Below are 23501 nucleotides of genomic sequence, written 5' to 3'. Positions count from 1 at the left end.
ATCGAAACCACGTCTCGCCCAACGTGCCGCGCGCGAGGTCTTGTCGCCCCCCATGCGGGGGCGTGGATCGAAACGTAGGAATCTCGAAATTAGTATTGCATGACGCGGGCGTCGCCCCCCATGCGGGGGCGTGGATCGAAACATGGATGGTCTCCGAAAGAGGAGGGGAAGCCCCCGGTCGCCCCCCATGCGGGGGCGTGGATCGAAACATGGCATCGGACCACTACCTGACGCGGGCCGCATGTCGCCCCCCATGCGGGGGCGTGGATCGAAACTACACGATGCGCGAAGTCGCCAACGCCCTGCGCGGTCGCCCCCCATGCGGGGGCGTGGATCGAAACGGGTCAGTAATGGCTCCCCGCGCTCAGCACACCGCATCGCCCCCCATGCGGGGGCGTGGATCGAAACGTGTCCAACTTGATCCTGTATGCAATTACTGACGTCGCCCCCCATGCGGGGGCGTGGATCGAAACAGGAGGCGTTCGGGCGCATTGTCGCCGTCACGCCGTCGCCCCCCATGCGGGGGCGTGGATCGAAACCGCTGTGATCCGCAGCGTCGCATTCCGGCGCAAGGTCGCCCCCCATGCGGGGGCGTGGATCGAAACCAAAGTAGAGCGCAACAATCCAAATCGCGCCATCCGTCGCCCCCCATGCGGGGGCGTGGATCGAAACATCGGCGCTTGCGATGCGCTTGCCGAATGCCAGTGTCGCCCCCCATGCGGGGGCGTGGATCGAAACATGGTCGGGTGGACGGTGCCGTGGCGATCCACCAGTCGCCCCCCATGCGGGGGCGTGGATCGAAACTTGATGGCGTCGATGGCTTGCGCCGGCACGAACAGTCGCCCCCCATGCGGGGGCGTGGATCGAAACAGCAATGTCGAAACGATTGTTCCCAGCATTTACAAGTCGCCCCCCATGCGGGGGCGTGGATCGAAACTTCCTGCTTGATTGGACGTTGGCACATTTTAGAGGTCGCCCCCCATGCGGGGGCGTGGATCGAAACAACTGTCCAATCGCCTCCTGGAAATGGGCGAGGTGTCGCCCCCCATGCGGGGGCGTGGATCGAAACACGGGCCACGACAGGCGCTCCTCGGCGGGCGTGCGTCGCCACCCATGCGGGGGCGTGGATCGAAACTCGAAGAGGTGTTTTCAGGGCGCCGGAAGGGCAAGGTCGCCCAGATGCATTGCAAGGATCGAAACGTGACAGGAGCCATTTCCATCGATTTGCCGAGGGTCGACGAAAAGAAATTCAGCACTTTGGTCTATGGACCTTTAAACGAACATTGTCCTTCACTGCGCTGGCTGGGCTTTGCGGATCTCAAAACTGAGCCGAAACCGTTTCGCCCACGTCGAGGTCGATCCGATCGAGTTCGACGAGCTGAACGATATCCTCGAGTTTCAGGTAAAAAGGTTGTTTCAAATTGAAGGTGTAGGTAAAACCTCCGGCATTTTAGGTGATAGGTCAGTTGCTGCGCACTCGAAACACCCCAATCCTTCAACGCATGATCCGGCTATTGCTTATCTCTGACCAACAATGTTTAAATCGAGCTCCCGCAACCAAATCAGCCAAAAACGCCAAGCAGACCGAAGCCGAGCACCCAATGCGTAAGCCGCGCGGCCATCGGCCAGGCATCAAACAATCACCCCCACCGCTTCGATCTCGACCAGTTGGTCCCGGCTCGTGCCCGATTGGCTGAGCGGGACGATTGTGCATGTAGGGACGAGGCGGCTTCCAAAGGCGGCGCCGACGGCGGTGATGAGTTCGGAGTGCTTCGTCTTGTCGTGATCGACGATGTAGACCGTGAGCTTCGCCACATCGAGGAGCGTGCCTCCCGCCGCGCGCATCGCGGTGTCGATGGAGCCGAGCGCGGTGCGGCATTGGTTGGCGAAATCGCCCTTGTGCGCGCCGCCCGTCTGGCCAGCGACATGGACCGTGCGCGCGCCCGCGGGGATGATCGCCATTTGCGAGAATCCCATCGGGGCCGGATCGAACATCGTGTCGGGATTGAGGATTCTGAGGCCCGAGGGCCGCATGTCCATTCTGCCTTCGGACTTGGTCATGATGTCTCCTTTCTCGCGCCGCCCCAGGTGACCAGGGCGACGCCAAGCGCGATGAGCGGTGCGGCATAGCCGAGGCCCTCGGGGGGCGCTTCGTTCAAGAGGAATATGGCGACGGGCACGGCGAAGATCGCCGCGACCGAGCCGAGCAGGCTGAGCAGCACTGGCCCGCCATGCTTCTGGAGCGCGAAGAGCAGCAGGAACTGGCCTGCGAAAAGGCCAGCCTGGAGCAGGGTCAGCGCATAGACGATCCCGCCACTCGGCAGGCCGAGTTCGAAGCCGGGCAGCGCGCCCATCGCCATGAGCATCGCCGCCGCGGCGAGGAGCATTCCGGGCGCGAGGGCTTCGGGGCTCTCCCCCGGCGGCCAGCGCAGGGTGCGGTAGAGATTGCCGATCGCGAGCAGCACCGGGCCGAGCAGGGTCAGCAGCAGCCAGAACGGGTTCGCATCGGGCAGGACCAGTTGAAAGGCCGCGAGCAGTGCGGCGCCCATGAGGGCGAAAGCCACACCCGCCGCGCGCACCCCGGCGAACCGCTCGATCTCCAAGGCGAGCGCGCCGAGATAGGTCAGCAAGGGCGGGAATGCGATGGAGAGCGCGACGAAGGACGCACCGACATGCGGCACGGCGGAGAAGAAGATGAGGTTCGATCCGGCCACGGTCACGAATGCCGCGACGACGAAATACTCGATCGTCCGGCGATTGATCGCGGGCAGTCTTCCGCGCACGGCCCCGATCACGCACAGCACCAAAGCCGCACCGGTGATGGACCAGGCGAGAAACGCCAGCGGCGCCAGCCCCATATCTCCGGCGATCTTGGCGAGATTGGTCGTCGCGCCCAGCATCGCGCCGGTGGAGGCGAGCAGAAGAACCGACAAAATGTAACTCGAGCCGTGCATGCGCGGGCCGCTCCGAAGCTGTCTGCGGAGGCACCATGCGCCCGCTGTCGCAACGAAAGATAGTGTCGCGCCGGCGGTTAGGAACCGTCATTTGCGGGACCTATCGTTTCGGTTTCGGAACGATTTGTGAGCGCATCAAGCGCCGTTGGCACGGGCCTTGGCGCAATCGGCGAGCAGGTCGATGAAGGCGCGGACAGCCGGAATGCTGGCACGGCGTGGCGGGAAGCAGGCGAAGATCTCGATCTTCGGGCCTTCGTGGTCGGGCAATGCGCGCAGAAGCTCGCCGGAGGCGACGAGCGGATCGCCGAAGAGCGAGGGCAGGAAGGCGACGCCATGCCCGGAAGCGAGAATGCCGAGCGCGACGGTCGGATCGCCGACGGTCGCCATCGGGGGCGCGGCCATGCGCACGGGTTTTCCCGCATTGTCGTGGAGTACCCAGTCGATAGGCACGCCCGGCACATCGACCGCGATGCGCCCGGCGGCCTCGACGGCTGCGGCGTCGCGCAGATCGAGGGGTGTCTCGCGGCTTGCCGAGACATATAGCCGAAGCGGCGCGGCGAGGATGCGGCGCGCGATCAGGTGCGCCTCGTCCGGGCGGCCGAGGCGGAGCACGACATCGAGATTTTCCGACAGGGGATCGGGGCCGAGGCCGGTCACCGTCACATGGGTGCGCACCGCCGGATGGCGGCGGTGCATCTCGGCCACGACCGGACCCAGCAGTTGCTGCGCCGAAAGCGCGCTGGCCGCGATGCGCAGATCGCCATGCGGCTCCCCATGCGCGGCGCGCAGGACCTCTTCGGCCTCCGCGAGCACGCGGCTGGCGGCCCCGGCGGCGTCCAGAAGGGCACCGCCCGATTGCGTGAGTTGCAGCCCGGTGCCGACGCGGTCGAAAAGCGGCGCACCCGCCACGTCCTCGAGGCGGGCGATCGCGCGGGACAATGTCGCCTTGGACATGCCGCCCCTCCGCGCGGCGCCGCTGATGCTTCCGGCCTCCTGAACAAGGTGAAAAAGATGCAGATCGTCCAGCCCCGGCTTGCCGTTCTGCGCCATGCGCGCACCCTCCCTCATTTTACGGCCTGCTGCGTTCCGCCCAAGGAACAACAGATTTCGAACTGGGGCCTTTGCGGAAGGCGTCAAGTGCTTACTGTCTCGTCTCACCCCGGCGCAGCCCTGAAGGAAACTGTATGACCAGACATTTCACGCCGTCCCCGCGACACGGCCGCGCATCGATCGTGCCGCCATTATCGGCACGCCGACTGACGCATGGCGCGGTCGATGCGATCCGGATCCTCCTCGCGGCGGTGTTCCTCTTCGCGGGGGCTGCCAAGCTCATCGGACTGCCGCTCGTGGCGGCGCCCGATCACCTGACCCCGATGAACGACTGGATCCCGCGCGCGGTCGGGGCGGCGCAGGTCGTGGGTGGATTTCTTCTCGGGGTGCCGCGTATGAGCGTCATCGGCGCAATGCTCTTGATGCTGGCGATGTCGGGCGTGGCGGCGATGCAGGCCCTGACGGGAAGCGGGACGGTTCTCCCCATCCTGGGGATGGTGTATCTCTGCGCCGTGATGATGATCGAGAGGTGACAGCATGAAGCGCCGCGGTTTCGTTTTCGGAGCGCTCGCCCTCGGAGCGTGCTCCTCCGCGCGGCCCAAACTGCGCGCCATCGAGGCCGCGTTGCTGCCGTCCTTCCGGATCGGAGCCGACGCGCCCGCCGAGGCATGGGCCGCGCATCTCGATCTCGGACGGATGCGGAGCGGGCCCAAGGTGCTGGCCCTCTCGGGCGGGGGCGAGGACGGGGCCTTCGGCGCGGGTGTGCTGACCGGCTGGTCCGAGGCGGGCGGGCGCCCGGAATTCGATGTCGTGACGGGTGTTTCGACCGGCGCGCTGATGGCGCCCTTCGCCTTTCTGGGGCCGGAGTTCGATCCCGAATTGCGGCGCATCTACACGAGCTACAACGGCGAGGATCTGCTCGAGGTGCAGGGCTTGCCGGGTATTCTCGGCGCCTCGCTCGCCTCGTCCTTCCCGATGAAGGGCCTCATCCGCAAGCATCTGCCGGATCCGGTGATCGACCGGATCGGCGCGGAATACCGCAAGGGCAGGCGGCTCTTCGTCGTCACCTCCAATCTCGATACGGGCCGCGCGGTCATCTGGGACATGGGCGCCATCGCGGATGCGGGGCGCCATGAGCTCTTTCGCGCCGTCACGCTCGCCTCGGCCTCGATCCCCGGCCTCTTTCCGCCGGTGCGCCTCGATTTCGGCGCGGGGCGCGAGGCGCATGTCGATGGCGGCGTGCACATGCCGCTTCTGGCCGTACCCGAGGCGGCCTTCTCGAACCCGTCCGGCGGCATGCGCGGGGGCGCGCTCTACATCCTCGTGAACAACACGCTGCGCCCGTCGCCCGAGCCGGTGCGCCGCCAGTCCTTCTCGATCATGCAACAGACCTTCGCGACCATGGTGCGCTCGCAGGCCGCGCAATCGGTCGGCATCGCGCGCCGCTATGCCGAGCGGACGGGCATGCGCTTTGCCGTCGCGACGATCGGCCCTGATTTCGATGTCGAATGGAACGCGACCGAGCGGTTTTCGCAAGACTACATGCAGCCGCTTTTCGAATATGGCCGTGCCCGCGTACTGGCGGGGCGTGCCTGGAAGAATGGCTGACGTTCCTTTTTCGTAACTTAGGGTTCCACTCCGGGTCGTTTTCGTATCGGCGACGGTGGTTATCTTCTTCGTCACGCCATCCGGACGAAGAGGACGCCCGACATGCTCATCGAACTCTCTCTCGCGGCCGCCGCGCTTGCGCTCCTTTGGGGCGGGGTGCGTATGCGCCTGCGGTATCGCGGGCTGGTCAGCCTCTCGCTCGGCGCGCTTCTCCTCGTCGCAGTCGGTCTTCGCGTCGCAGGCGTTCTTTCAGGCAGCGGCGGTGATGCGGCATCCGCGCCGACCGAGGCGCGAGGGCCGGTGCGCCCCATCGACTGGGCCGAGGCGGTGCCCTTCACCGACTCGCCGGTGCGCCGGCTGACCGGCACGGTGCGGGCGGCGGACCGTGCGCCGCTCGGCTTCGAGGTGGACGGGCGCGTGGCACGCGTCGCGGCGGAGATCGGCGACAGCTTCGCCAAGGGAGATGTGCTCGCCACGCTCGAAACGACGTCGCTTCAAATCGCGCTCGATCAGGCGCGCGCGGCGCTGATCGAGGCCGAGGCGATGAATGTTGAGGCCGCGCTCGAATATCGCAGGCAAAGCACGCTGTTCGAGCGCGACGTGGTCTCGGCCGCCGCGCGCGACCGTGCCCGTGCCGCCGCCGACAGCGCCAAAAGCCGTCTGGCCGTCGCCCAAGCACGGGTGGCCGATGCGCGCGAGCGGCTGGAGGATGCCGAACTGATCGCGCCCTATGATGGTCAGATCGCGGCGCGCCTCATCGAACCCGCGCAGCTTTATCGCCCCGGCGAGCCTGCCTTCGAGGTTCAGAGCAGCGCCAGCGGTTTCGAGATCGAGGTGACGGTGCCGGGGACCGTCATATCGCGCATCGCCTTGGGCACGCAGCATGAGGCGGCGCTTCTCGATGGGTCGGGCGAGATGCTCGACGCCGCATTGATCGAGATCGGCTCGCGCGCGACGCGGCGCAGCGGGTTTCCCATCGTGCTCGCCGTCAGCGATGCGCCCGCCGGTCTGCGGGCCGGGATGGCCGCCGAGGTGGCCTTGCGGCTCGATGCGGATAGCGCGCGGGCGGGACATGTGGGGGTGCCGCTCGCCTCCATCGCGGTCGAGGACGGCGCAGCGCGGGCGGTCTTCGTTTTTCAGCCCGAAGCCGGAACGCTGCGCCGACAGCCGGTCACGCTCGGCGGTGTCGAGGGCGAGATGGCCCTCATCTCCGAAGGCATCGACGCGGGCGATATCGTCGCGACGGCGGGGCTGCCGTTCCTGCGCGGCGGGATGGAGGTCACCCTGATCGGGCAGGGGGTCGCCCGCTATGACCGCTGAGTGCCCGCCATGCTGACCCGTCTCGCCTTTCGCGCACAGCGTCTCGTCTTCGCCATCGTCGCCATTCTTATGGGCTTCGGGACCTACAGCTATTTCACGCTGCCCGCCCAGGAGGACCCCGCGATCACGATCCGCGAGGCGCTCGTCAGCACGCGCTATCCGGGCCTCTCGCCCGAGCGAATGGAGGAGCTGGTGACCAAGCCGCTCGAACGCGCGATCCGCACCTTGCCGCAGGTCGAGGAAATCCGCTCGTCCTCCACCGCTGGCAATTCGATCATCCATGTCGAGGTCCATGACCGATATTTCGATCTCGACCAGATTTGGGACGATCTGCGCGCCGAGGTCGATCTGGCCGCGGCAAGCCTGCCCGAAGGCACGCAGCCCCCGGTGGTGACCGACGATTTCGGCGACGTGGCCGTGGTGACGGCGGCGCTGCGCTCGCCGGATCATTCGCTGGCCCAGCTCGGGGACATGGCAAGCCACGTGCGCGACCGGCTCTATGCGGTGCCGGGGACGAAAAGCGTGGATATCCTCGGGCGCCAGCCCGAGCGGATCTATGTCGAGACGCGCACGGCCAAGCTGGCCTCGCTCGGGATCGGGACCGAGGCCATCGCGGGCGCGCTGCGCAACCAGAACATCATCCGGCCCGGCGGCGAGATCGACCTCGGCCCGCGCAGCCTCATCATCGAGCCGACGGGCGACTATCGCGATCTGGAAGCCATCGGCGAGACGCTGATCCCGATGCAGGCGGGCGAGACGATCCCGCTGCGCGACATCGCCGAGCTGCGCCGCACGCTGGTCGATCCGCCGCCGCAGGCCGCCTATTACCAGGGCCGTCCCGCCATCATCTTCGCCATCGCGATGCAAGAGGGATCGAACGTGCTCGAGTTCGGGCCGCGCATCGCCGAGCGGCTGGACGAAATCGAGGCGGGCCTGCCGGTCGGCTACGAGATCGACACCGTCACCTTTCAGGCCGATCAGGTCGAGCGGGCGGTCTATGGCGTCACGATCAACGTGCTTCAGACGCTCGGCATCGTGCTGGCGGTGGTCGTGCTGCTGCTCGGGCTGCGCACCGGGCTGATCGTGGGGGCGATCGTGCCGATCGTGATGCTCTCGACGTTGGCGGTCATGGGGTTCCTGGGGCTGCCGCTCGAGCGGATGAGCCTCGCGACACTGGTGATCGCGCTCGGCCTTCTGGTCGATGCGGGCGTGGTCGTCGCCGAGGATTACCAGACCCGTCTCGGCGAGGGGGCAAGCCGCGACGAGGCCTTGCGCCAGACCGGCTCGGAGCTGTCGCTGCCCCTCCTCAGCTCCACCGCGACGACGGTTCTGGTCTTTTTGCCGCTCATGCTGGCCGAGCATGTGGCCGGCGAATACACCCGCTCGATCTCGGTCGTGATCGCCATCACGCTCTCGATCTCCTGGCTTCTGGCCATGACCGTCACCCCGATTCTGTCGCACCGGTTCGCCGCGCGGCCCGATCCCGAGGCGCCCCGCCCCCTGCGCGAGCGGGCATTCGATCCGCTGGGCGAAGGCTACGGGCGGCTCATCGGCTGGATGCTGCGGCGAAAGGCGCTGGTGCTGGGCGCGATGGGGCTTTGCCTCGTCGGCGGGGTTGCGGGCGTGGCCACATCGCCGCAGAGCTTCTTTCCCGGCAGCGACCGCGCGCAACTCATCGTCTATATCGATCTGCCTGCCGATGTGACGACGAACGCCACCGATGCCGCGATGCGCGAGGTGATGCCGACCCTGACCGAAGAGCGGTTCGACTGGCTCGAGGATCAGGCGACCTATGTGGGCTTCGGCGGTCCGCGCTTCGTTCTGTCGCTCACGCCGGTCGATCCCGCGCCCAGTCGCGCGGTCATGGTCGTCAATGTCGATGCGCCCGCCAATGTCGAGCGCGCCAAGCGCGAGCTGCGCGCGCATCTCGAAGGCAGGTTCAGTCAGTTCGAGGCGCGCGTCACGCCGATGTTTCTCGGGCCCTCGGACAGCTCGATCCTCGAGGTGCAGATCAAGGGGCCGGACCGCGCTTTCATCTACGACACCGCGCGCGAGATCGAGGCGATCATCGCCACGGTGCCGGGCGCGCGCGACATACGGCAGGATTGGGAGAACCGCACCGCGCGCGTGTCGGTCCGCGTCGATCAGGCGCGCGCGCGGGCGTCGGGCGTCACCTCGGCGGATGTGGCGCGCAGCATGTCGGCCTATTACTCGGGCCGGCCCGTCTCGGAATTTCGCGAGGGCGACGACGTGATCCCGATCGTCGCGCGCGGCATGGAAGGCGAGCGCGGCGATCTCGACCGGATGCGCACGCTGTCGGTCTTCAGCGCCTCCGGCGAGGCGGTGCCGCTCATGCAGGTGGCCGATATCGAGCTGGTCAACGGCTTCTCGCGGATCGAGCGCGAAAATCTGGTGCGCACCGTCACGGTACAGGGTCGGTCGAGCGAGATGGGCGCCGAGGACATGGCCCCGCTCATCGCAGATCGGCTCGATGCGCTGCGCGCCGATCTGCCGCCGGGCCACAGCATCGAATTCGACGGCATTCTCGTGCAATCGGGCGAGGGGCGCGCGGCGCTGGCGGCGAACATGCCGCTCTGCCTCGCCATCATCGTCATCCTGCTGATCGCGCAATTCAACTCGCTGCGCCGCCCTGCCGTCATCCTCGCGACCGTCCCGCTCATCGTGGTGGGCGTGGCGCTGGGGCTGCGCATCTTCTCCGCGCCGTTCGGCTTCATGCCCATCCTGGGCCTGCTGAGCCTCGCGGGGATCATCCTCAACAACGCCATCGTGCTGATCGACAGGATCGATCTGGAGCGCGCCGAGGGGCATGACGGGGATGCCGCAATCATCCGCGCGGGCGTGCGGCGCCTGCGGCCCATCGTCATGACCACGGTGACGACCGTTCTGGGCCTGCTGCCCCTCATCCTGTCGCGCGATCCGCTCTTTTACGGCATGGCCGCCGTCATGGCGACGGGCCTTCTCGTCGGCACCGTCCTGACCCTCGGCGTGGTGCCCGTGCTCTACTCGATGGTCTTCCGCACTTGCGCTGCGGCGGAGCGGGCAGGAGCCGAGGCGTGAGTGAAGCGGCCTCCATCACTCCTTGCGCGCGTATCGCGTCTCCGCCTCGTAATAGGCGTCGAAGCCCAGCCGCTGGCGCAGGTCCGCGAAATCCATGAGGCCGGGCGTGTGATCGCGCCCCTCGCGCAGCGCCTCGAGCGTCGCCACCATGCCCCGCATCGCGGCCGAGAGCGCGGCGAGCGGGTAGGCCGCGACCTTGAAGCCGAGCGCCTCGAGCCGGGCGGGGGGCAGGATGGGGGTCTGGCCGCCTTCGAGCATGTTGGCGACCTGCGCGCCCGGCACCTCGGCGCAGATGGTGCGCATCTCCTCCTCGCTCAGCGGCTCCTCGACGAAGATCATCTCGGCGCCGAGTTCGGCGAAGGTCTGCGCGCGGCGGATCGCTTCGGCAAGGCCATGGGTGCGGCGCGCGTCGGTGCGGGCCTTGATGACGATATCGGCGCGCCCGCGCGCCTCGATGGCGGCGCGGATGCGGTCATAGGCTTCCTCGCGGTCCACCACCGCCTTGCCTTGGGTGTGGCCGCAGCGCTTGGGCGCCACCTGATCCTCGATCATGACGCCAGCGCAGCCCGCGCGCGCGAAGCCCTCGACCGTGCGCATCACGTTCATCGCGTTGCCATAGCCCGTGTCGCCATCCACCATCATCGGGATCGCGATCCCCTCGAGAACGTTGCGCGCCTGATCGCGCACCTCGCCATAGCTCATCAGCCCCAGATCGGGCGCGCCGATGCGGCTCGCCGAGGCGGCGAAGCCCGACAGGAACGTCAGCTCGAATCCCGCCTGTTCGATCAGACGCGCCGAGAGCGCATCGAAGCAACAGGGCATCATCACGAGGCCGGGCCGCGCCAGAAGGGTGCGCAGCCGCGCGGCGGCGGGATTGGGATGGGGCTCAGCCATGGGGCGCCTCGTTGTAGGGTGGGCAGGTTTTCCAGCGCGGCACGTCGCGCGCCATCTTGTCCAGAAGGCGGATCAGCATCGTTCGCTCGGCAGGATCGAGGCTCGCGGTCATCGCATCCTCGGCCTGCCGGAAAAGGGCCATGCCCGCATCATGCGCCGCGCGCCCGGCATGGGTCAGGCTCAGCAGGCTGCGGCGCGCGTCTTCGGGATCGGGCCGGCGCGCAATGAGACCCTTGGCCAGAAGCGACGACACCCCCCGGCTGACCGAATTGGACGGCTGCTCGGTCACTTCGCAGATGTCGCGCGCGTTCAGCCCGCTGCGAAAGGCGAGGCAGACGAGCACCGTCCATTCGGGACGGATCAGCCCGTGATCGCGTTCGATACGGCGCAGCAGCGGCTCGCGGAAGAAGGCGGTCAGAAAGGCGATGCGATAGCCGATGGGCAGCGGCGTGCCGTCGAGAATGTCGATGAGTTTCATGGGCGCTCCGGGTCGTGACGATAATCGTTCCATATGGAGCAAGTTATTGCTAGGCTTTTCTCGCGAGCGGCCGAAAGAGCCGGCGGCACGGGAGGAGATCATGACCCAAGGGCGATACGCGCGGCTCGAGCGCGGCGTGCTGAACGGCTTTGCCGCGCTGCTCATCGTGCTGATGGGCGCGATCGCCGTGCAGGTCGTGGCGAGCCTTTTCGACATCAATCCTCTGGTCCGCTTCGAGCGCGCTCTGCCGTGGCTCGGGCAGGCGGTGACGCTCAATTCGCTGCTCGATCTGCAATGGCATCTTCTGGCTGTCATCGCGCTCTTGCCCGCCGGTATCGTGTGGCTGCGCGACGGGCATGTGCGTGTCGATTTCCTCTATGACCGTTACCCGCCCCGCGCGCGCCACGCGCTGGATCTGGGCGGGAACATCGTTTTCGCAGCGCCCTTCTTCGTGATGGCGATCCCCGGCGCCTTCGATTTCTGGCATCGTTCCTGGCGCTCGGGCGAGGGCTCGGCCAGCGGGGGGCTGAACGATCTGTGGCTCATCAAGGCGGTGCTGCCGCTCGGCCTCGGCCTCGTCGCGCTGGCGGCGCTGATCGAGAGCGTCCGCCTCATGCGCGCGCTGGTGCGCGGATGAGCGATCTGGCCCTGCCGCTCGCCATGGCCGCGCTGACGCTGGGCGGCATTCTCGCAGGCTACCGCGTGGCGTTCGTGCTGGCGGGCGCGTCGGCGCTCTTCATCCTCCTCTCGGGCCTGCCGACCGCCTTCTTCAATCTCATCGTCAGCCGCATCTACGCGAATGTGCTGACCAACTGGCTGCTGGTCGCGATCCCGATGTTCATCTTCATGGGCCTCATCCTCGAGAAATCCGGCGTGGCGGAGCGCGCGCTGAAGGGGGCGCAGCGGGCACTCGGCGGCACGGCGGCGGGCATGGGGATCGCCGTTCTGGTGATCGGCGTCCTTCTGGCCGCCTCTTCGGGCGTGGTGGGGGCGAGCGTCGTTTTGCTGGCGTTGCTGGCGCTGCCGCGCATGACCGAGGCAGGCTATGACCGGCCGACATCTGCCGGCCTCATCGCGGCAAGCGGCACGCTCGCCATCCTCATGCCGCCCTCGGTCATGCTCATCATCCTCGGCGATCAGCTCCAGACGCCGGTGCCGGACATGTTCGCGGGCGCCATCGGTCCGAGCCTCGTGCTCGTCGCACTCTATGGCGCCTACATCGTCTGGCGCGCGCGCGGATTGCCGCGCGCGCCGCGCGGCCCGGCGGCGGGCCTCCTTCTGGGGCTGGGCCGCACGCTTATCGACGTGGCGCCGCTGCTGCTGCTCGTCATCGCGGTGCTCGGCTCGATCATCGCGGGCCTCGCCACCCCGACCGAGGCGAGCGGGCTGGGCGCGCTGGGCGCGATCCTCGTCACCGTGCTCTACCGCCGCTTCGATGCGGGCGTCATCATGGACGCGGCGCGCGAGACGGTGCTGGCCACCTCGGTCGTGCTGATGGTGATCGTGGGCGCGACCTGCTTTTCGGCGGTCTTCAAGGGCGTGGGCGGCGATGCGATGATCCGCAGCGGCCTCGGCCTCTTCGGCGACAACCCGTGGACGATCCTTCTGGTCGTCATGGGTGCTATCTTCGTTCTGGGCTTCGTGCTCGACTGGCTCGAGATCACGCTGATCCTGATCCCCATCTTCGCGCCGGTCATCTCGGGGCTCGAGTTCGGCAACGGTCTCTCGGGGCAGGCGCTGCTGATCTGGTTCGGCATTCTCGTCGCGGTGAACCTGCAGACGAGCTTCCTGACGCCGCCTTTCGGCTTTGCGCTCTTCTACCTGCGCGGCGCGGCCAGGGGACAGGTTGCGACGACCGAAATCTATCGCGGTGTGATCCCGTTCATCGCGCTGCAACTCATCGCCCTGGGGCTGCTGATGGCGTTTCCATGGCTGATCACGGGCCTCGTATGAGGGGCGAATTCTGGGAGGAATGGACATGAAGACGCATATCATCGCAGCGGCGCTCGCCGCTCTCGGCGCCGCATCCGCGCAGGCCGAGGACTACAATCTGCAATCGGCTTTCGCCAAGCAATTGCCCGTGCTCGGCCCGGGCATCGACCGTTTCGCCGAGACTGTCTCGACGCTCACCAATGGCGAGGTCAACTTCATCCATCTGGGCGATGGCGAGCTCTCGCCCGCCTTCGAGATCTTCGACAATGTGGGCGCGGGCGCAATTCCGGCGGGCATGAGCTATGCGGCCTATGCCGCGGGCAAAGCGCCCGCCGCGGCGCTTTTCGGCTCGATGCCCTTCGGGCCGGACGCGATCAAATATGTCTCATGGGTCAATCACGGCGGCGGGCTCGAGCTTTGGCGCGAGATCTACGCGCCCTTCAACGTGGTGCCGATGCCCTGCGGTGTCATCATCTCGGAAGCGGGCGGCTGGTATACGCGCGAGATCGACACGGTCGAGGATCTGCAGGGCCTCAACATCCGCATCGGGGGTCTCGGCGGCGCGATCCTGTCCAAGCTGGGCGCCAACGCGATGAGCCTGCCGGCGGGCGAGATTTCGACCGCGCTGGAGACCGGGCGGCTCGACGCGACCGAGCTCAGCTTTCCGATGGTCGACCGGCTGCTGGGCTTCGACAAGGTGGCCAAGAATTACTATTTCCCCGGCTGGCATCAGCCCTCGGGCTTCATCGAGTTCTACATGAACAAGGACATGTGGGACAGCCTGCCGGATCAGCACCGCGCGGCGATCGAGACGGCCTGCATGGATTTGAACCTCTGGACCATCGGCACAGCCGTCGTGGGGCAGCAAGAATATCTCGATGCGTTCCGCAAGAATGGCGTCGAGGTGCGCCGTTTTCCGGATGAGGTGATCGAGGCGCTGCGCACCGCGACCAAGGAGGTCTATGCCGAGCAGTCCGAGGCCGATCCGATGTTCGCCCGCGTGATGGAGAGCTATCGCAGCTTCAGCGCGGCTTATGACGAGTATCAGGATTTGAACCGGCTCGATTGACGGGGCAGGGATGGCCTACAGCCTCAGCGATTTCGGCAGCTACTGGGCGGGCGGCAACGTCGCGCGGGTGCGCGAGGGCGCGCCGCGCGACATCGCCTTCACGCGCGATGCGAGCTACCGCTATGACCCGCGCGGCCATTTCGCGGTCCATGCGGCCTATGTGCAGTATTTTGTGCCGAGCGCCGCGCAGGGTTCGCCCGTGGTGCTGGTGCATGGCGGCGGCATGGCCGGAAGCTGCTGGGAGACGACGCCCGATGGCCGACCCGGCTGGCTGCACCGCCTGCTGGATGCGGGCCGCGCGGTGCATGTCGTCGATCTGCCCGAGCGGGGCCGCGCCGGCTTCGCGCCCGGTCACATGCCGAGCGCGCCGCTCTTGCGCAGCATGGAGGAGGCGTGGAGCCTCTTTCGCTTCGGCCCGCCCGAGGGGTTCGCGGCCCGCGCGGGCCATCTCGGGCAGCAGTTCCCCGTCGACGCGCTCGAGGCGTTCGCGCGGCGTTTCGTGCCGCGCTGGCTTGGCACGGCGCCGGTGCATCTCGCGGCTCTTTCGGCGGTGATGGAGCGCGTGGGCCCAGCCGTCCTGATCTGCCATTCCCAAGGCTCGGAAACCGCCTTCGACGCCGCCGCCACGCGCCCCGATCTGGTGGCGGGGCTGGTCGCGGTCGAGCCGTCGGCCTTCCCGAGCGATCCGGGCGCGCTCGCCACCTGCCCGCCGATCCTCGTGCAGGGCGATCATCTGGCTGCCTCGCCCGACTGGCAGGCCCGCGCGGCGCGGTGGGCGGCGCTGGCGGATGCGATGCCCGGCGCGTGCCTCATCGACACGGCGCGCGAGGTGGCGCCGGGCGGCTCGCACATGCTGATGATGGACCGCCATTCGGACGCGGTTCTGGAGGCGATACTGGCACGGCTGCGCGACTAGCCGTCGCTTTCGGCCTCGAGCGTCAGCGGCACGGGGCCGGTGCGCAGATCGTCGACGCGTAGCGGCTCTTCGGGCTTCGAGAGGCGATTGCGCACGACCCAGTGCAGACGCTCTTCGGCGCGGGTGATCGCCACATAGGCGAGGCGTTTCCAGAGCGGCTGGCCCGCCTCGCTGCGGCCCATGCGGGCGGCGGCGTAGAGATCGGGCGCGAAGACCTGCACGTCCTTCCACTGCGAGCCTTGCGCCTTGTGGATCGTGACCGCCGCGCCATGCAGAAAGGTCGCGCCCATATTGGCGGCGAAGGGAATGAACGGCTCTTCCTCGTCCGGCTTCTCGATCTTGACGATGCTCGCCGCGCTCAGCTGCGGGTCTTCGGCGCCCATCACATGCAGGCGCGAGAAACCGGGGCGGCGGCCCGGCCCCAGATAAATCACCTGCGCGCCCTTGATGAGGCCCCGCGCCTCCAGATCGAGCCGCTTCTTGCGATGCTTGAGCGGCAGTTCGATCCCGTCGCAAATGAGCGGCTCACCTTCGAGGAGCGCGTCGAGCGGCGCGCCGTGGACGGAGCGGAAGGCATTGATCAGCTTGATCCGCGTGACGTTCCGCCAGACCAGAACGGGGCTGCGCGCCATCAGATCGACCTCGACGCGCTGCGCCCATCTCACCCGGTCGTCGCGCTGGGCCGCCTCCTCGATCATGCGCTCGAAATGATGGAATTCCAGCGCGGGATCAGCCAGCGCGTGGGCGAGGTCCAGAATTGGATTGTCCGCGTCCTGCCGGTGAATGCGGTGCAGCTCGAGCTTCGATGTCTCGGGCAGCGCCTCGAAGACCATGCCGCCGCTGCTGTTGACGGGCGCCAGCTGTGCCGGATCGCCGAAAAGCAGGAGGGTCGGGAAAATCTCCTTGAGATCCTCCATCTGCCGCGTATCCAGCATCGACGCCTCGTCGATGAAGCCGATGTCCAGAGGCTCCTCGCGGCGCTTCCATCCGGTGATGAAATCGCTGCCCTTGAGGCCCGCGGCGGCCAGCGCGCCGGGGATCGACTTGTTCGTCTGGTAGAAGGCATGCGCGCGGTCGAGCGCGGTTTCGGGCATGTCCTCTATCTCGGGGCGCTCGCCATTGCCGGCCAGCCATTCGGCGATCTTCTCGTATTCGGGGTCATAGACGGGCGTGTAGAGGATGCGGTGGATCGTCGTGGCGGGCACGCCGCGCATCCGCAGCACGCTCGCCGCCTTATTGGTCGGCGCTAGGATGGCCAGCGTGCGGCGGTCCTTGCGTTTCTTGCCCTCGTAATCGCCCGAGACGATATCGACGCCCGCCTCCTCGAGCGCGCGGTAGAGCGCGGCCAAAAGCAGCGTCTTGCCCGATCCAGCCTTGCCGATCACGGCCATGACGCTCTCCTTGCCTTCGCGCGGGGGCGTCGTCGTGCCGTTCTCGAGATCCACACCGGCGGCGCGCAAGGCTTCGCTGATGCGGTCATGCGCCTCGGCCTGATCGGCGGAATAGGTGACGGTGGTCTGGGGCAATTCGGTCATGCGCGCGACCCTATAGCGGCGCTGCGGCGGGGGCCAGAGAAAGGGGCCGGAGAAAGGGGCGCCGAACGCGCCCCTCACCATGCGTCAGATCGTCTGGTCATACTCCCCGACCGAAGGCTCGGTGCGGATCACGGCATCGATATCGGCGAAAATCGCGCGCATTTCGGCCTCGCTTTCGCTGCTTTCGCAAACGACCACGAGGTTGGGCGTGTTGGACGAGGCGCGCACGAGGCCCCAGCTTCCATTGTCCAGAATGACGCGCGCGCCGTTCACGGTGACGACCTGCGCGATCTTGCGGCCCGCCAGCGGCATATTGGCCTCATGCTGCGCGACCAGCTTGGCCACGAGGCGCTCCAGCACCTCGTATTTCTCGAGGTCCGCGCAATAGGGCGACATGGTGGGCGTCGCCCAAGTCATCGGCAGGGCGCGGCGCAGATCGGCCATGGATTTCTCGGGGTTGCGGTCCATCAGCTTGCAGATCTCGACCGCGACGCGCAGGCCGCAATCGTAACCGCGCCCGACGGGCTCGGCGAGGAAGTAGTGGCCCGATTTCTCGAACCCCGCGAGCGCGCCGAGTTCCTTGACGCGGCGCTTCATGTGGCTGTGGCCGGTCTTCCAGTAATCGGACTTGGCGCCATGCGCCAGGAGTTCGGGGTCCGATGCGAAGAGCCCGGTGGATTTCACATCCGCGACGAAGGTGCTGCCGGGATGGAGCCGCGCGAAATCGCGGGCCATGATGACGCCCATCTTGTCGGCGAAAATCTCCTCGCCCTCGTTGTCGACAACGCCGCAGCGGTCGCCGTCCCCGTCGAAGCCGAGCGCGAAATCGGCGCCGGACGCGCGCACGGCATCGGCCATGTCGTGCAGCATCTCCATCGCCTCGGGGTTCGGATTGTAATGCGGGAAGGTGTAGTCGAGCTCGTTATGCGAGGGCACGACCTCGACGCCCATCCGCGCGAAAAGCTCGGGCGCGAAGGCCGAGGCGGTGCCGTTCCCCGTGGCGCAGACCACCTTGAGCGGGCGGCTCATGCGGAAATCGCCGACCAGATCGTCGAGATAGGCCTCGCGCACGCCGGGCGCGAATTCGTAGGCGCCGCCGGGCCGGGGCTGTCCGCGCCCTTCGAGCACGATGGATTTCAGCTCGGCCATCTCCTCCGGGCCGTGGGTCAGCGGCCGCTCGAAGCCCATTTTGACGCCGGTCCAGCCGTTCGGATTATGCGAGGCCGTGACCATGGCGACGGCGGGCGCATCCAGATGGAACTGCGCGAAATAGGCCATCGGGCTGAGCGCGGGGCCGATATCCAGAACCTTGATCCCGGCCTGCATCAGACCCAGCATCAGCGCGTTCTTGATGCTGAGCGAATAGTCGCGATAGTCGTTGCCCACCGCGATCACCGGCGCGATCCCGCGAAGATGCATCTGCGTGCCGAGCCCGAGGCCGAGCGCTGTCATGCCGGGGAGGTTGATCTCCTCGGGGTATTTCCAGCGCGCGTCGTATTCACGAAAGCCGGTCGGGGCGATCATCGCGTCGCGCAGGAATTCCCATGTGTTGGGGGTGACGGTGCTGGCTGGAATCATCGAGGCTGTGTCTTTCTGTGAAGGTCTGGCGCCGCGTCAGGACGAGACCTGCTCGCGCAGGATCGACGCGGTGAGCGAGATCATGAGGTAGATGCCCGCGAAGACGAGGAAGGCGAGGATCGTGTTCTCGAAGGCGCGCGGATAGGAGGCGTCCTGAGATGCCACCGGGCGCACGCTGACGGTGAGATAGCGCACCTGCTTGTTCGCCTCGCTCGCGCTCATCCGCTGGGCTTCGAGCGCGCCCTGAAGCACCATGTCGGCGGTCATCAGGTCGGCCTGCGCCATCTGGATATCGGCGGTCTGCGAGGCGAGCGAGGCGTTCTCCTCGGTCGCGTCGGTCAGGCGCGCGCGCTGCTTTTCCTGCTCGCGCTTCAGCACTTCGATCTCGCTGGTCAGCGCCTCGACACGGGCCTGATTGGGCCGCGCGTTGTTGAGCTGCGTGTTCAGGGCGAGCTGCTTTTCCTGCAGCTGCAATTCGACATTGCCGATAAGCTGGCGGATATTCGCGATCTCGCCCTCGGGATCGAGAACCGTGCCCTCCTGAAGCGCGACAAGCTGGCGCTGGGCCTCGCGGCGGTCCTCCTTGGCCTGCTCTAGGCTTTCGACGGACGAGGCGAGCGCATCCTCGCGCTTTCGTTTGGAGAGGTCATCGACGCGCTCCTCGGCATAGGCGATGAGCTTTTCGGAGAATTCGGCGCTGATTGCGGGATCGGCGGTCGAGACCTCCATGCGCAGAACGCCCTCGGTCGGATCATAGCCGATCTTCACGTATTTCTTGTAGAGCTTGTAGGCTTCCTCGTTGCTGGCATCGGCATCGAGGCGCTGGATCGGGTCGATCCAGGGCTGGCTGAAATGCTCGCGGAAGCCGACATCGCGGTCGAGCCGCAGCATCGCGTCCTTGGACAGAAGGTAGGATTGCGTGGCGATCGCGTCCTGTCCGGTCGCGAACTGGCTGGGCAGCTTGAACCCGCCGAGACCGCCTCCGCCCCCGCCGCCGTCATTCGACAGGATCAGGAATTCGGACTTGGTCGAATACATGGGCGTCGCGACCGCGTAATAGTAATACCCCGCGAGCAGCGTCGGCAGGAAGACGAAGGCGGCAAGCCGCGTCAGCAGCAGCAGGAGCTTGCGGCGCCGCCGTTTGCCGATGTCGCGCTGGATGCGCGTGATCTCGTCGCTGCGCCGTTCGGAAGGGCTCAGGTGGGTCGAGGGCAGGTTGGTCTGCGCGGGCATCGTCTGCGGAAGCTGCACGCGCTGGCCTTCCATCGCGGTGCCCTTGGCGGGCACCAGATCGCCGATATCGCCTTCGTTGCGGTCGTTGGCCACCAGCTCGAGAATGCTCGAGCGCTGGAACGGGTCGATCCCGCGCTCGCGCAAGAGGCGCACGGCGTCGAAATCCGATGTCGGGGCGAGGCCGTGCTTTTGCGCGACCCGGCGGGCCATGCGCAACTGGCGGCCGGTCAGGCCCTCGCGGCGGATCTCGTCGATGCTGGTGGCGCCGTCCATCTCGCGCGCGCTCGAAATCTGGCCCTCGCGCGGGGCCTCGCGGCGGGCCTCACCCTCAGGCTCGCGGGACGCGGCGGTCTCCGCCTGGCGCATGTCCTGCGGGGCGTCGCCTTCGGTGGGCGTCGTCCGGCGGATGCGGAATTTTCTAGCCTTGGGTTTCGTAGTCATAAAGCTGTTTGGCCTCTTCCAAGGTGTCGAACATGTAAAGCTGCCCGCCCATGAGAACGGCAGCGGAGGTTGCGAATTTCTCGAGCACGGCGGGCTGGTGCGAGACGATCACCACCGTGGTCGTCGCCAGCCTTTCGCGCAGGATCTCGCCCGCCTTGCGGTTGAACTCGACATCCGTGGACGAGGGCATGCCTTCGTCGATCAGGTAGATGTCGAAGTCCAGAGCCAACATGAGCGCGAAGGTGAATCGTGATTTCATGCCCGCGCTGTAGGTGCCCAGCGGCTGGTCGAAATATTCGCCGAGATTGCACATCCAGCGGCAGAACGCCTCGACGTAATCGGGATCGAGCCCGTAGAGCCGGGCGATATAGCGGCTGTTCTCCATCGCCGAGATCTTGGAGATGACCCCGCCCATGAAACCGAGCGGAAAACTGATGCGGCAGCCGCGCCGGATCTCGCCCTCGTCCGGTTTCTCGAGGCCGGCCATCATGTTGATGAGTGTCGTCTTGCCCGTGCCGTTCGGTGCCAGAACGCCCATGGACCGGCCAAGCTCCACGCGGAAGCTGACCTTTTCGAGGATCACCTTTCGCTGTGTGCCGGTCCAGAAGGACTTGCTGACATTGTCGAATTCGAGCATCCGGCGCTCCGAGAAACTGCTTGGGTCGCCCTCTTGCCGCGGGGCTTTGACTGTGGCGCATCGGCCAGCACCCGTCTGGCGGGCCGCTTCTTACCTATACAGGCATTCAAGGCAGAATTATGCCCTATCTGCAAAAATGTCGTCAGGAAAATCCATTTTTTGTTCGGTATCGGAAACAATTGCGGGGCTTTGCGGCGCCCCGTGCGGTGGAATCCGGACGCCGCGCGGCCTATCTGCGCGGACATGAGCGATGACGCCGCCCTTCTTGCCGAGCGAATTCGGGCCTGCCGGATCTGCGCGGAGCGCTTCCGCGCCACCGCGACGGGCCATGAGCCGCGCCCCGTCGCGTGGTTTCGGCCCGGCGCGCGGATCCTGATCGCCGGGCAGGCGCCCGGCGCGCGTGTTCATGCCTCGGGCGTGCCCTTCGATGACGCCTCGGGCGCGCGGCTGCGGGACTGGCTCGCGCTGGAGCGCGAGGCCTTCTACGACACGGCCCGCGTGGCGATCGTGCCCATGGCTTTCTGCTTTCCGGGCTATGACGCGCGCGGCGCCGATCTGCCGCCGCCCCCGATCTGCCGGGCGACATGGCATGACGCGGTGATGGCGGCGCTGCCGGGTATCCGGCTCAGGGTGCTGGTCGGCGCGCATGCGCAGCACTACCATCTGGGCGCGCGCGCGCCGCTCACGCAGCGCGTGGCCGAGTGGCGCAGCCATGCGCCGGAGATATTCCCGTTGCCGCATCCCTCGTGGCGCAGTACGGGATGGCTGAAGAGGAACCCGTGGTTCGAGGCCGAGGTCCTGCCCGCGCTGCGGGCCCGAGTGAAAGAGGTGCTGACCGATGACTGAGACCGCGCTCGACCGCGCCCATGCGGCGATGGAGGCCGCCGAGGACGACGGCGCGCCGCGTCTCGCCTTCTATCACTGCCTTGCCGATACGCAGCTTTTCGTGCTGCTGACGGAGGAGCCGGAGGGCGATCACGTCACGCCCCGCACCTTCGATCTGGAGGGCGTCGCTTACGCGCTCGGCTTCGACACCGAAGACCGTTTGGCGGGGTTCGCGGGTGGGGCGGCTCCCTATGCCATGCTGCCGGGCCGCACGCTCTCGGGGATGCTCGCCGAGGCGGGCGCAGGGCTCGGGCTCAATCTCGATGCGGCGCCCTCGTCGATCCTGCTGCCGCCCGAGGCGCTGGGATGGCTGGCCGAGACGCTGGGGCAGGGCGGCGGGGCCGAAGCGAACGCCCGCCCCGAAGCCGTCAGCGCCCCCGAGGGCGTGCCGCAGGCTCTGCTGAGCGCGCTCGACGCCAAGCTGGCGCGGGCCGAAGGGCTGGCAAGCCATGCCTGCCTTGCCGGAGCACGCTATGCGGGCGGCGCGAAGGGCCATGTTCTGATGTTCATCGGCACGGCGCCGGGTGCCGAAGGCGCGCTGACGCGGGCGGTGTCCGAGGCGCTGACCTTCTCGGGCATCGAAGCGGGCGCGCTCGATGTGGGCTTCGCCGAGGCCGGAGGCGCCTTGGCCCAGAGGCTCGAAAAAGTCGGGCTGCGCTTTGATCTGCCGCGTCCCTCGGCGCCCCTCGAGCGCGCGGCGCCCGGCTCGGACCCGTCGCGCCCGCCTCGGTTGAAGTGAGAACCAATTCGTCCGAATAGCGCCGAAGGCGCCGGACGAGCGCCTGCCCGTCCCGGCGGGCTGGCGCTTTGCCATCGTCGCGCAGCCGCATGAGCAGAGGATGTGTTAGGAAGAATAAAGCACACCGAATGTCCGGCGCAGCGCCATCCCACGGGCAGGCGCTCGCCCAGCTCAGCGAAGTGAAGCTATCAAGCGACACCTGGCTCAGCGCCAGCTCAATATCCCAGCTTCGGATCCACCAGATGCAGGAAAGGCTCGCCCGCTTCGCCGCGGCGGATGTTCTCGGCGATGACCTGGCTCGCGGTCTCGTCGCGTGTCTCGGAGGCGATATGGGGCGTAACGGTCACCGAAGGATGCGCCCAGTAGGGATGCCCCTGCGGCAGCGGCTCGGTGCGGAAGACGTCGAGCGTCGCATGCGCGATATGGCCCGCATCCAGCGCCGCGAGAAGCGCGTCGTCGTCGATCAGCGGCCCGCGCCCCGGATTGACGATGATTGCGCCGCGCGGCATCCGCGCGATCGCCTCGGCATCGAGAAGGTTCTCGGTGTCGGCGGTCTTCGGCAGGAGCAGGACGAGGATCTCGGCGCGCTCCAGCGCCTCTTTCAGACCGTCCTCGCCGGCGAGGCAGCGAATGCCCGGCAGGTCCTTCTGCGAGCGGCTCCAGCCCGTCACGTCGAAGCCGAGATATCGCAGCGCATCGGCGCAGGCGGCGCCCAGCTCCCCGAGGCCGAGCATCGTCACGCGCCGCTCCTCGGCGAGCGGCGGGATATGCTTGCGCCATTGCCCGTCCTGCCCGTGGATATGCGCGTCCATCCCGAGATGGTGGCGCAGCACATGGCCCGTCACCCATTCGACCATGCCGCGCGTCAGACCATGATCGACCATGCGCGCCAGCGGCATGTGCAGCGTCGGGTTGCCGATGATGTTCTCGACCCCGGCCCAGAGGTTCAGCGCGGCCTTGCAGCGCGTGTACGGCGTGAAGTCCTGCACCGGGCCGTTGGGGGCGAGCACGATGTAATCCACCTCTTCGGGTGCGATGTCGCGGGAGAGCACGTAATCCTCGATGCCCGCGCGCTCCAGCGCGCGCCGCAGGGGGCCCTCGTATTGCGGCCAGCGTTCGTCCTTGGCGGCGAACAAAATATTGACGGGCATCGG

20 protein-coding genes and 1 CRISPR repeat array (1 of these 21 running past the window's edge) are annotated in these 23501 nt (G+C 67.2%); of the genes, 10 read left to right on the top strand and 10 right to left on the bottom strand.

The annotated features are described in order from the left end of the window. Positions 1-1135: a CRISPR direct-repeat array (repeat unit 32 nt; unit sequence GTCGCCCCCCATGCGGGGGCGTGGATCGAAAC); it reaches 1945 nt to the left of the window's first position. A 497-nt stretch (positions 1136-1632) separates the two neighbouring features. The 3 genes from ACGRVM_RS10525 to ACGRVM_RS10515 all read right to left on the bottom strand — a co-directional run bounded on the left by ACGRVM_RS10525 (position 1633) and on the right by ACGRVM_RS10515 (position 4022). Further along, the gene (locus tag ACGRVM_RS10525; RefSeq protein WP_377170103.1) at positions 1633-2061 is read right to left on the bottom strand and encodes a RidA family protein; all 429 of its coding nucleotides are present in this window, start codon (positions 2059-2061) and stop codon (positions 1633-1635) included. Then, positions 2058-2954, bottom strand: coding sequence for an EamA family transporter (locus ACGRVM_RS10520; RefSeq protein ID WP_377170105.1), 897 nt, complete (start codon positions 2952-2954; stop codon positions 2058-2060). Before ACGRVM_RS10520 ends, ACGRVM_RS10525 begins: the two co-directional genes overlap by 4 nt. Before the next feature lie 135 nt (positions 2955-3089). Continuing rightward, on the bottom strand, positions 3090-4022 hold the full coding sequence (locus tag ACGRVM_RS10515; RefSeq protein WP_377170107.1) for a LysR family transcriptional regulator: 933 nt from the start codon (positions 4020-4022) through the stop codon (positions 3090-3092). 116 nt (positions 4023-4138) lie between these two features. Here ACGRVM_RS10515 and ACGRVM_RS10510 point away from each other — a divergent pair, with 116 nt between their 5' ends. From ACGRVM_RS10510 to ACGRVM_RS10495, 4 genes are all read left to right on the top strand, one after another. Then, positions 4139-4537, top strand: a complete 399-nt coding sequence (locus ACGRVM_RS10510) for a DoxX family protein (protein ID WP_377170109.1) — start codon at positions 4139-4141, stop codon at positions 4535-4537. Positions 4538-4541: 4 nt separating this feature from the next. Next, complete coding sequence (locus ACGRVM_RS10505) at positions 4542-5612, top strand: patatin-like phospholipase family protein (protein WP_377170111.1); 1071 nt, start codon at positions 4542-4544, stop codon at positions 5610-5612. 102 nt (positions 5613-5714) lie between these two features. After that, a complete protein-coding gene (locus tag ACGRVM_RS10500) occupies positions 5715-6932 on the top strand; it encodes an efflux RND transporter periplasmic adaptor subunit (protein WP_377170113.1) in 1218 nt (405 codons plus the stop codon). A gap of 9 nt (positions 6933-6941) precedes the next feature. Beyond that, a complete protein-coding gene (locus ACGRVM_RS10495) occupies positions 6942-10010 on the top strand; it encodes an efflux RND transporter permease subunit (protein ID WP_377170115.1) in 3069 nt (1022 codons plus the stop codon). A 15-nt stretch (positions 10011-10025) separates the two neighbouring features. Here ACGRVM_RS10495 and ACGRVM_RS10490 read toward each other — a convergent pair whose 3' ends face one another. Together ACGRVM_RS10490 and ACGRVM_RS10485 are read right to left on the bottom strand one after the other, a co-directional pair. Continuing rightward, positions 10026-10904, bottom strand: coding sequence for an isocitrate lyase/PEP mutase family protein (locus tag ACGRVM_RS10490; protein WP_377170117.1), 879 nt, complete (start codon positions 10902-10904; stop codon positions 10026-10028). Then, on the bottom strand, positions 10897-11382 hold the full coding sequence (locus ACGRVM_RS10485; RefSeq protein ID WP_377170119.1) for a MarR family winged helix-turn-helix transcriptional regulator: 486 nt from the start codon (positions 11380-11382) through the stop codon (positions 10897-10899). The genes ACGRVM_RS10490 and ACGRVM_RS10485 overlap by 8 nt, the downstream gene beginning before the upstream one ends. Positions 11383-11482: 100 nt before the next feature. Here ACGRVM_RS10485 and ACGRVM_RS10480 point away from each other — a divergent pair, with 100 nt between their 5' ends. From ACGRVM_RS10480 to ACGRVM_RS10465, 4 genes are read left to right on the top strand one after another with little or no spacing between them, the layout of a single operon-like run. Continuing rightward, a complete protein-coding gene (locus ACGRVM_RS10480; RefSeq protein ID WP_377170121.1) occupies positions 11483-12019 on the top strand; it encodes a TRAP transporter small permease subunit in 537 nt (178 codons plus the stop codon). Then, positions 12016-13335 carry a TRAP transporter large permease gene (locus ACGRVM_RS10475; protein WP_377170123.1) on the top strand — a complete coding sequence of 440 codons (1320 nt, stop codon included), beginning with the start codon at positions 12016-12018 and terminating at the stop codon, positions 13333-13335. Before ACGRVM_RS10480 ends, ACGRVM_RS10475 begins: the two co-directional genes overlap by 4 nt. Positions 13336-13360: 25 nt before the next feature. Further along, positions 13361-14383: a TRAP transporter substrate-binding protein gene (locus tag ACGRVM_RS10470; RefSeq protein WP_377170125.1), complete on the top strand. Its 1023-nt coding sequence runs from the start codon at positions 13361-13363 to the stop codon at positions 14381-14383. A gap of 10 nt (positions 14384-14393) precedes the next feature. Then, positions 14394-15299: an alpha/beta fold hydrolase gene (locus ACGRVM_RS10465; RefSeq protein ID WP_377170127.1), complete on the top strand. Its 906-nt coding sequence runs from the start codon at positions 14394-14396 to the stop codon at positions 15297-15299. On the opposite strand, the gene ACGRVM_RS10460 is transcribed toward ACGRVM_RS10465, so the two are convergent. The 4 genes from ACGRVM_RS10460 to ACGRVM_RS10445 form a co-directional block, all read right to left on the bottom strand. Further along, on the bottom strand, positions 15296-16834 hold the full coding sequence (locus tag ACGRVM_RS10460) for an AAA family ATPase (protein WP_377170129.1): 1539 nt from the start codon (positions 16832-16834) through the stop codon (positions 15296-15298). The genes ACGRVM_RS10465 and ACGRVM_RS10460 overlap by 4 nt on opposite strands. A gap of 84 nt (positions 16835-16918) precedes the next feature. Next, positions 16919-18412 (bottom strand): phosphomannomutase/phosphoglucomutase, encoded by a 1494-nt coding sequence (locus ACGRVM_RS10455; RefSeq protein WP_377170131.1) that lies wholly within the window; start codon positions 18410-18412, stop codon positions 16919-16921. Between the two features lie 36 nt (positions 18413-18448). Next, positions 18449-20086, bottom strand: coding sequence for a capsule biosynthesis protein (locus ACGRVM_RS10450; RefSeq protein WP_377170133.1), 1638 nt, complete (start codon positions 20084-20086; stop codon positions 18449-18451). Further along, positions 20064-20723, bottom strand: coding sequence for an ABC transporter ATP-binding protein (locus ACGRVM_RS10445; RefSeq protein ID WP_377170135.1), 660 nt, complete (start codon positions 20721-20723; stop codon positions 20064-20066). Before ACGRVM_RS10445 ends, ACGRVM_RS10450 begins: the two co-directional genes overlap by 23 nt. Before the next feature lie 243 nt (positions 20724-20966). On the opposite strand from ACGRVM_RS10445, the gene ACGRVM_RS10440 reads away from it, so the two are divergent. Continuing rightward, on the top strand, positions 20967-21569 hold the full coding sequence (locus ACGRVM_RS10440; protein WP_377170137.1) for a uracil-DNA glycosylase family protein: 603 nt from the start codon (positions 20967-20969) through the stop codon (positions 21567-21569). Continuing rightward, positions 21562-22347, top strand: coding sequence for an SseB family protein (locus tag ACGRVM_RS10435; protein ID WP_377170139.1), 786 nt, complete (start codon positions 21562-21564; stop codon positions 22345-22347). Before ACGRVM_RS10440 ends, ACGRVM_RS10435 begins: the two co-directional genes overlap by 8 nt. Positions 22348-22562: 215 nt before the next feature. Here ACGRVM_RS10435 and ACGRVM_RS10430 read toward each other — a convergent pair whose 3' ends face one another. Further along, positions 22563-23498: a 2-hydroxyacid dehydrogenase gene (locus tag ACGRVM_RS10430; protein ID WP_377170141.1), complete on the bottom strand. Its 936-nt coding sequence runs from the start codon at positions 23496-23498 to the stop codon at positions 22563-22565. Positions 23499-23501: the final 3 nt, after the last annotated feature.

Source organism: Roseovarius aquimarinus, assembly GCF_043661195.1.
Taxonomy (GTDB): Bacteria; Pseudomonadota; Alphaproteobacteria; order Rhodobacterales; family Rhodobacteraceae; genus Roseovarius; species Roseovarius aquimarinus.
The sequence above is the reverse complement of the archived record's forward strand: the minus strand, read 5'-3'. Positions and strand labels throughout refer to the sequence as shown.

What these genes read in the sequence shown, in the direction of transcription:
- ACGRVM_RS10450 (WP_377170133.1), bottom strand. Translation starts at nt 20,086, where the DNA reads ATGACTACGAAACCCAAGGCTAGAAAATTCCGCATCCGCCGGACGACG.
- ACGRVM_RS10465 (WP_377170127.1), top strand. Translation starts at nt 14,394, where the DNA reads ATGGCCTACAGCCTCAGCGATTTCGGCAGCTACTGGGCGGGCGGCAAC.
- ACGRVM_RS10475 (WP_377170123.1), top strand. Translation starts at nt 12,016, where the DNA reads ATGAGCGATCTGGCCCTGCCGCTCGCCATGGCCGCGCTGACGCTGGGC.
- ACGRVM_RS10460 (WP_377170129.1), bottom strand. Translation starts at nt 16,834, where the DNA reads ATGACCGAATTGCCCCAGACCACCGTCACCTATTCCGCCGATCAGGCC.
- ACGRVM_RS10525 (WP_377170103.1), bottom strand. Translation starts at nt 2,061, where the DNA reads ATGACCAAGTCCGAAGGCAGAATGGACATGCGGCCCTCGGGCCTCAGA.
- ACGRVM_RS10445 (WP_377170135.1), bottom strand. Translation starts at nt 20,723, where the DNA reads ATGCTCGAATTCGACAATGTCAGCAAGTCCTTCTGGACCGGCACACAG.
- ACGRVM_RS10485 (WP_377170119.1), bottom strand. Translation starts at nt 11,382, where the DNA reads ATGAAACTCATCGACATTCTCGACGGCACGCCGCTGCCCATCGGCTAT.
- ACGRVM_RS10510 (WP_377170109.1), top strand. Translation starts at nt 4,139, where the DNA reads ATGACCAGACATTTCACGCCGTCCCCGCGACACGGCCGCGCATCGATC.
- ACGRVM_RS10520 (WP_377170105.1), bottom strand. Translation starts at nt 2,954, where the DNA reads ATGCACGGCTCGAGTTACATTTTGTCGGTTCTTCTGCTCGCCTCCACC.
- ACGRVM_RS10480 (WP_377170121.1), top strand. Translation starts at nt 11,483, where the DNA reads ATGACCCAAGGGCGATACGCGCGGCTCGAGCGCGGCGTGCTGAACGGC.
- ACGRVM_RS10505 (WP_377170111.1), top strand. Translation starts at nt 4,542, where the DNA reads ATGAAGCGCCGCGGTTTCGTTTTCGGAGCGCTCGCCCTCGGAGCGTGC.
- ACGRVM_RS10430 (WP_377170141.1), bottom strand. Translation starts at nt 23,498, where the DNA reads ATGCCCGTCAATATTTTGTTCGCCGCCAAGGACGAACGCTGGCCGCAA.
- ACGRVM_RS10435 (WP_377170139.1), top strand. Translation starts at nt 21,562, where the DNA reads ATGACTGAGACCGCGCTCGACCGCGCCCATGCGGCGATGGAGGCCGCC.
- ACGRVM_RS10500 (WP_377170113.1), top strand. Translation starts at nt 5,715, where the DNA reads ATGCTCATCGAACTCTCTCTCGCGGCCGCCGCGCTTGCGCTCCTTTGG.
- ACGRVM_RS10490 (WP_377170117.1), bottom strand. Translation starts at nt 10,904, where the DNA reads ATGGCTGAGCCCCATCCCAATCCCGCCGCCGCGCGGCTGCGCACCCTT.
- ACGRVM_RS10440 (WP_377170137.1), top strand. Translation starts at nt 20,967, where the DNA reads ATGAGCGATGACGCCGCCCTTCTTGCCGAGCGAATTCGGGCCTGCCGG.
- ACGRVM_RS10470 (WP_377170125.1), top strand. Translation starts at nt 13,361, where the DNA reads ATGAAGACGCATATCATCGCAGCGGCGCTCGCCGCTCTCGGCGCCGCA.
- ACGRVM_RS10455 (WP_377170131.1), bottom strand. Translation starts at nt 18,412, where the DNA reads ATGATTCCAGCCAGCACCGTCACCCCCAACACATGGGAATTCCTGCGC.
- ACGRVM_RS10515 (WP_377170107.1), bottom strand. Translation starts at nt 4,022, where the DNA reads ATGAGGGAGGGTGCGCGCATGGCGCAGAACGGCAAGCCGGGGCTGGAC.
- ACGRVM_RS10495 (WP_377170115.1), top strand. Translation starts at nt 6,942, where the DNA reads ATGCTGACCCGTCTCGCCTTTCGCGCACAGCGTCTCGTCTTCGCCATC.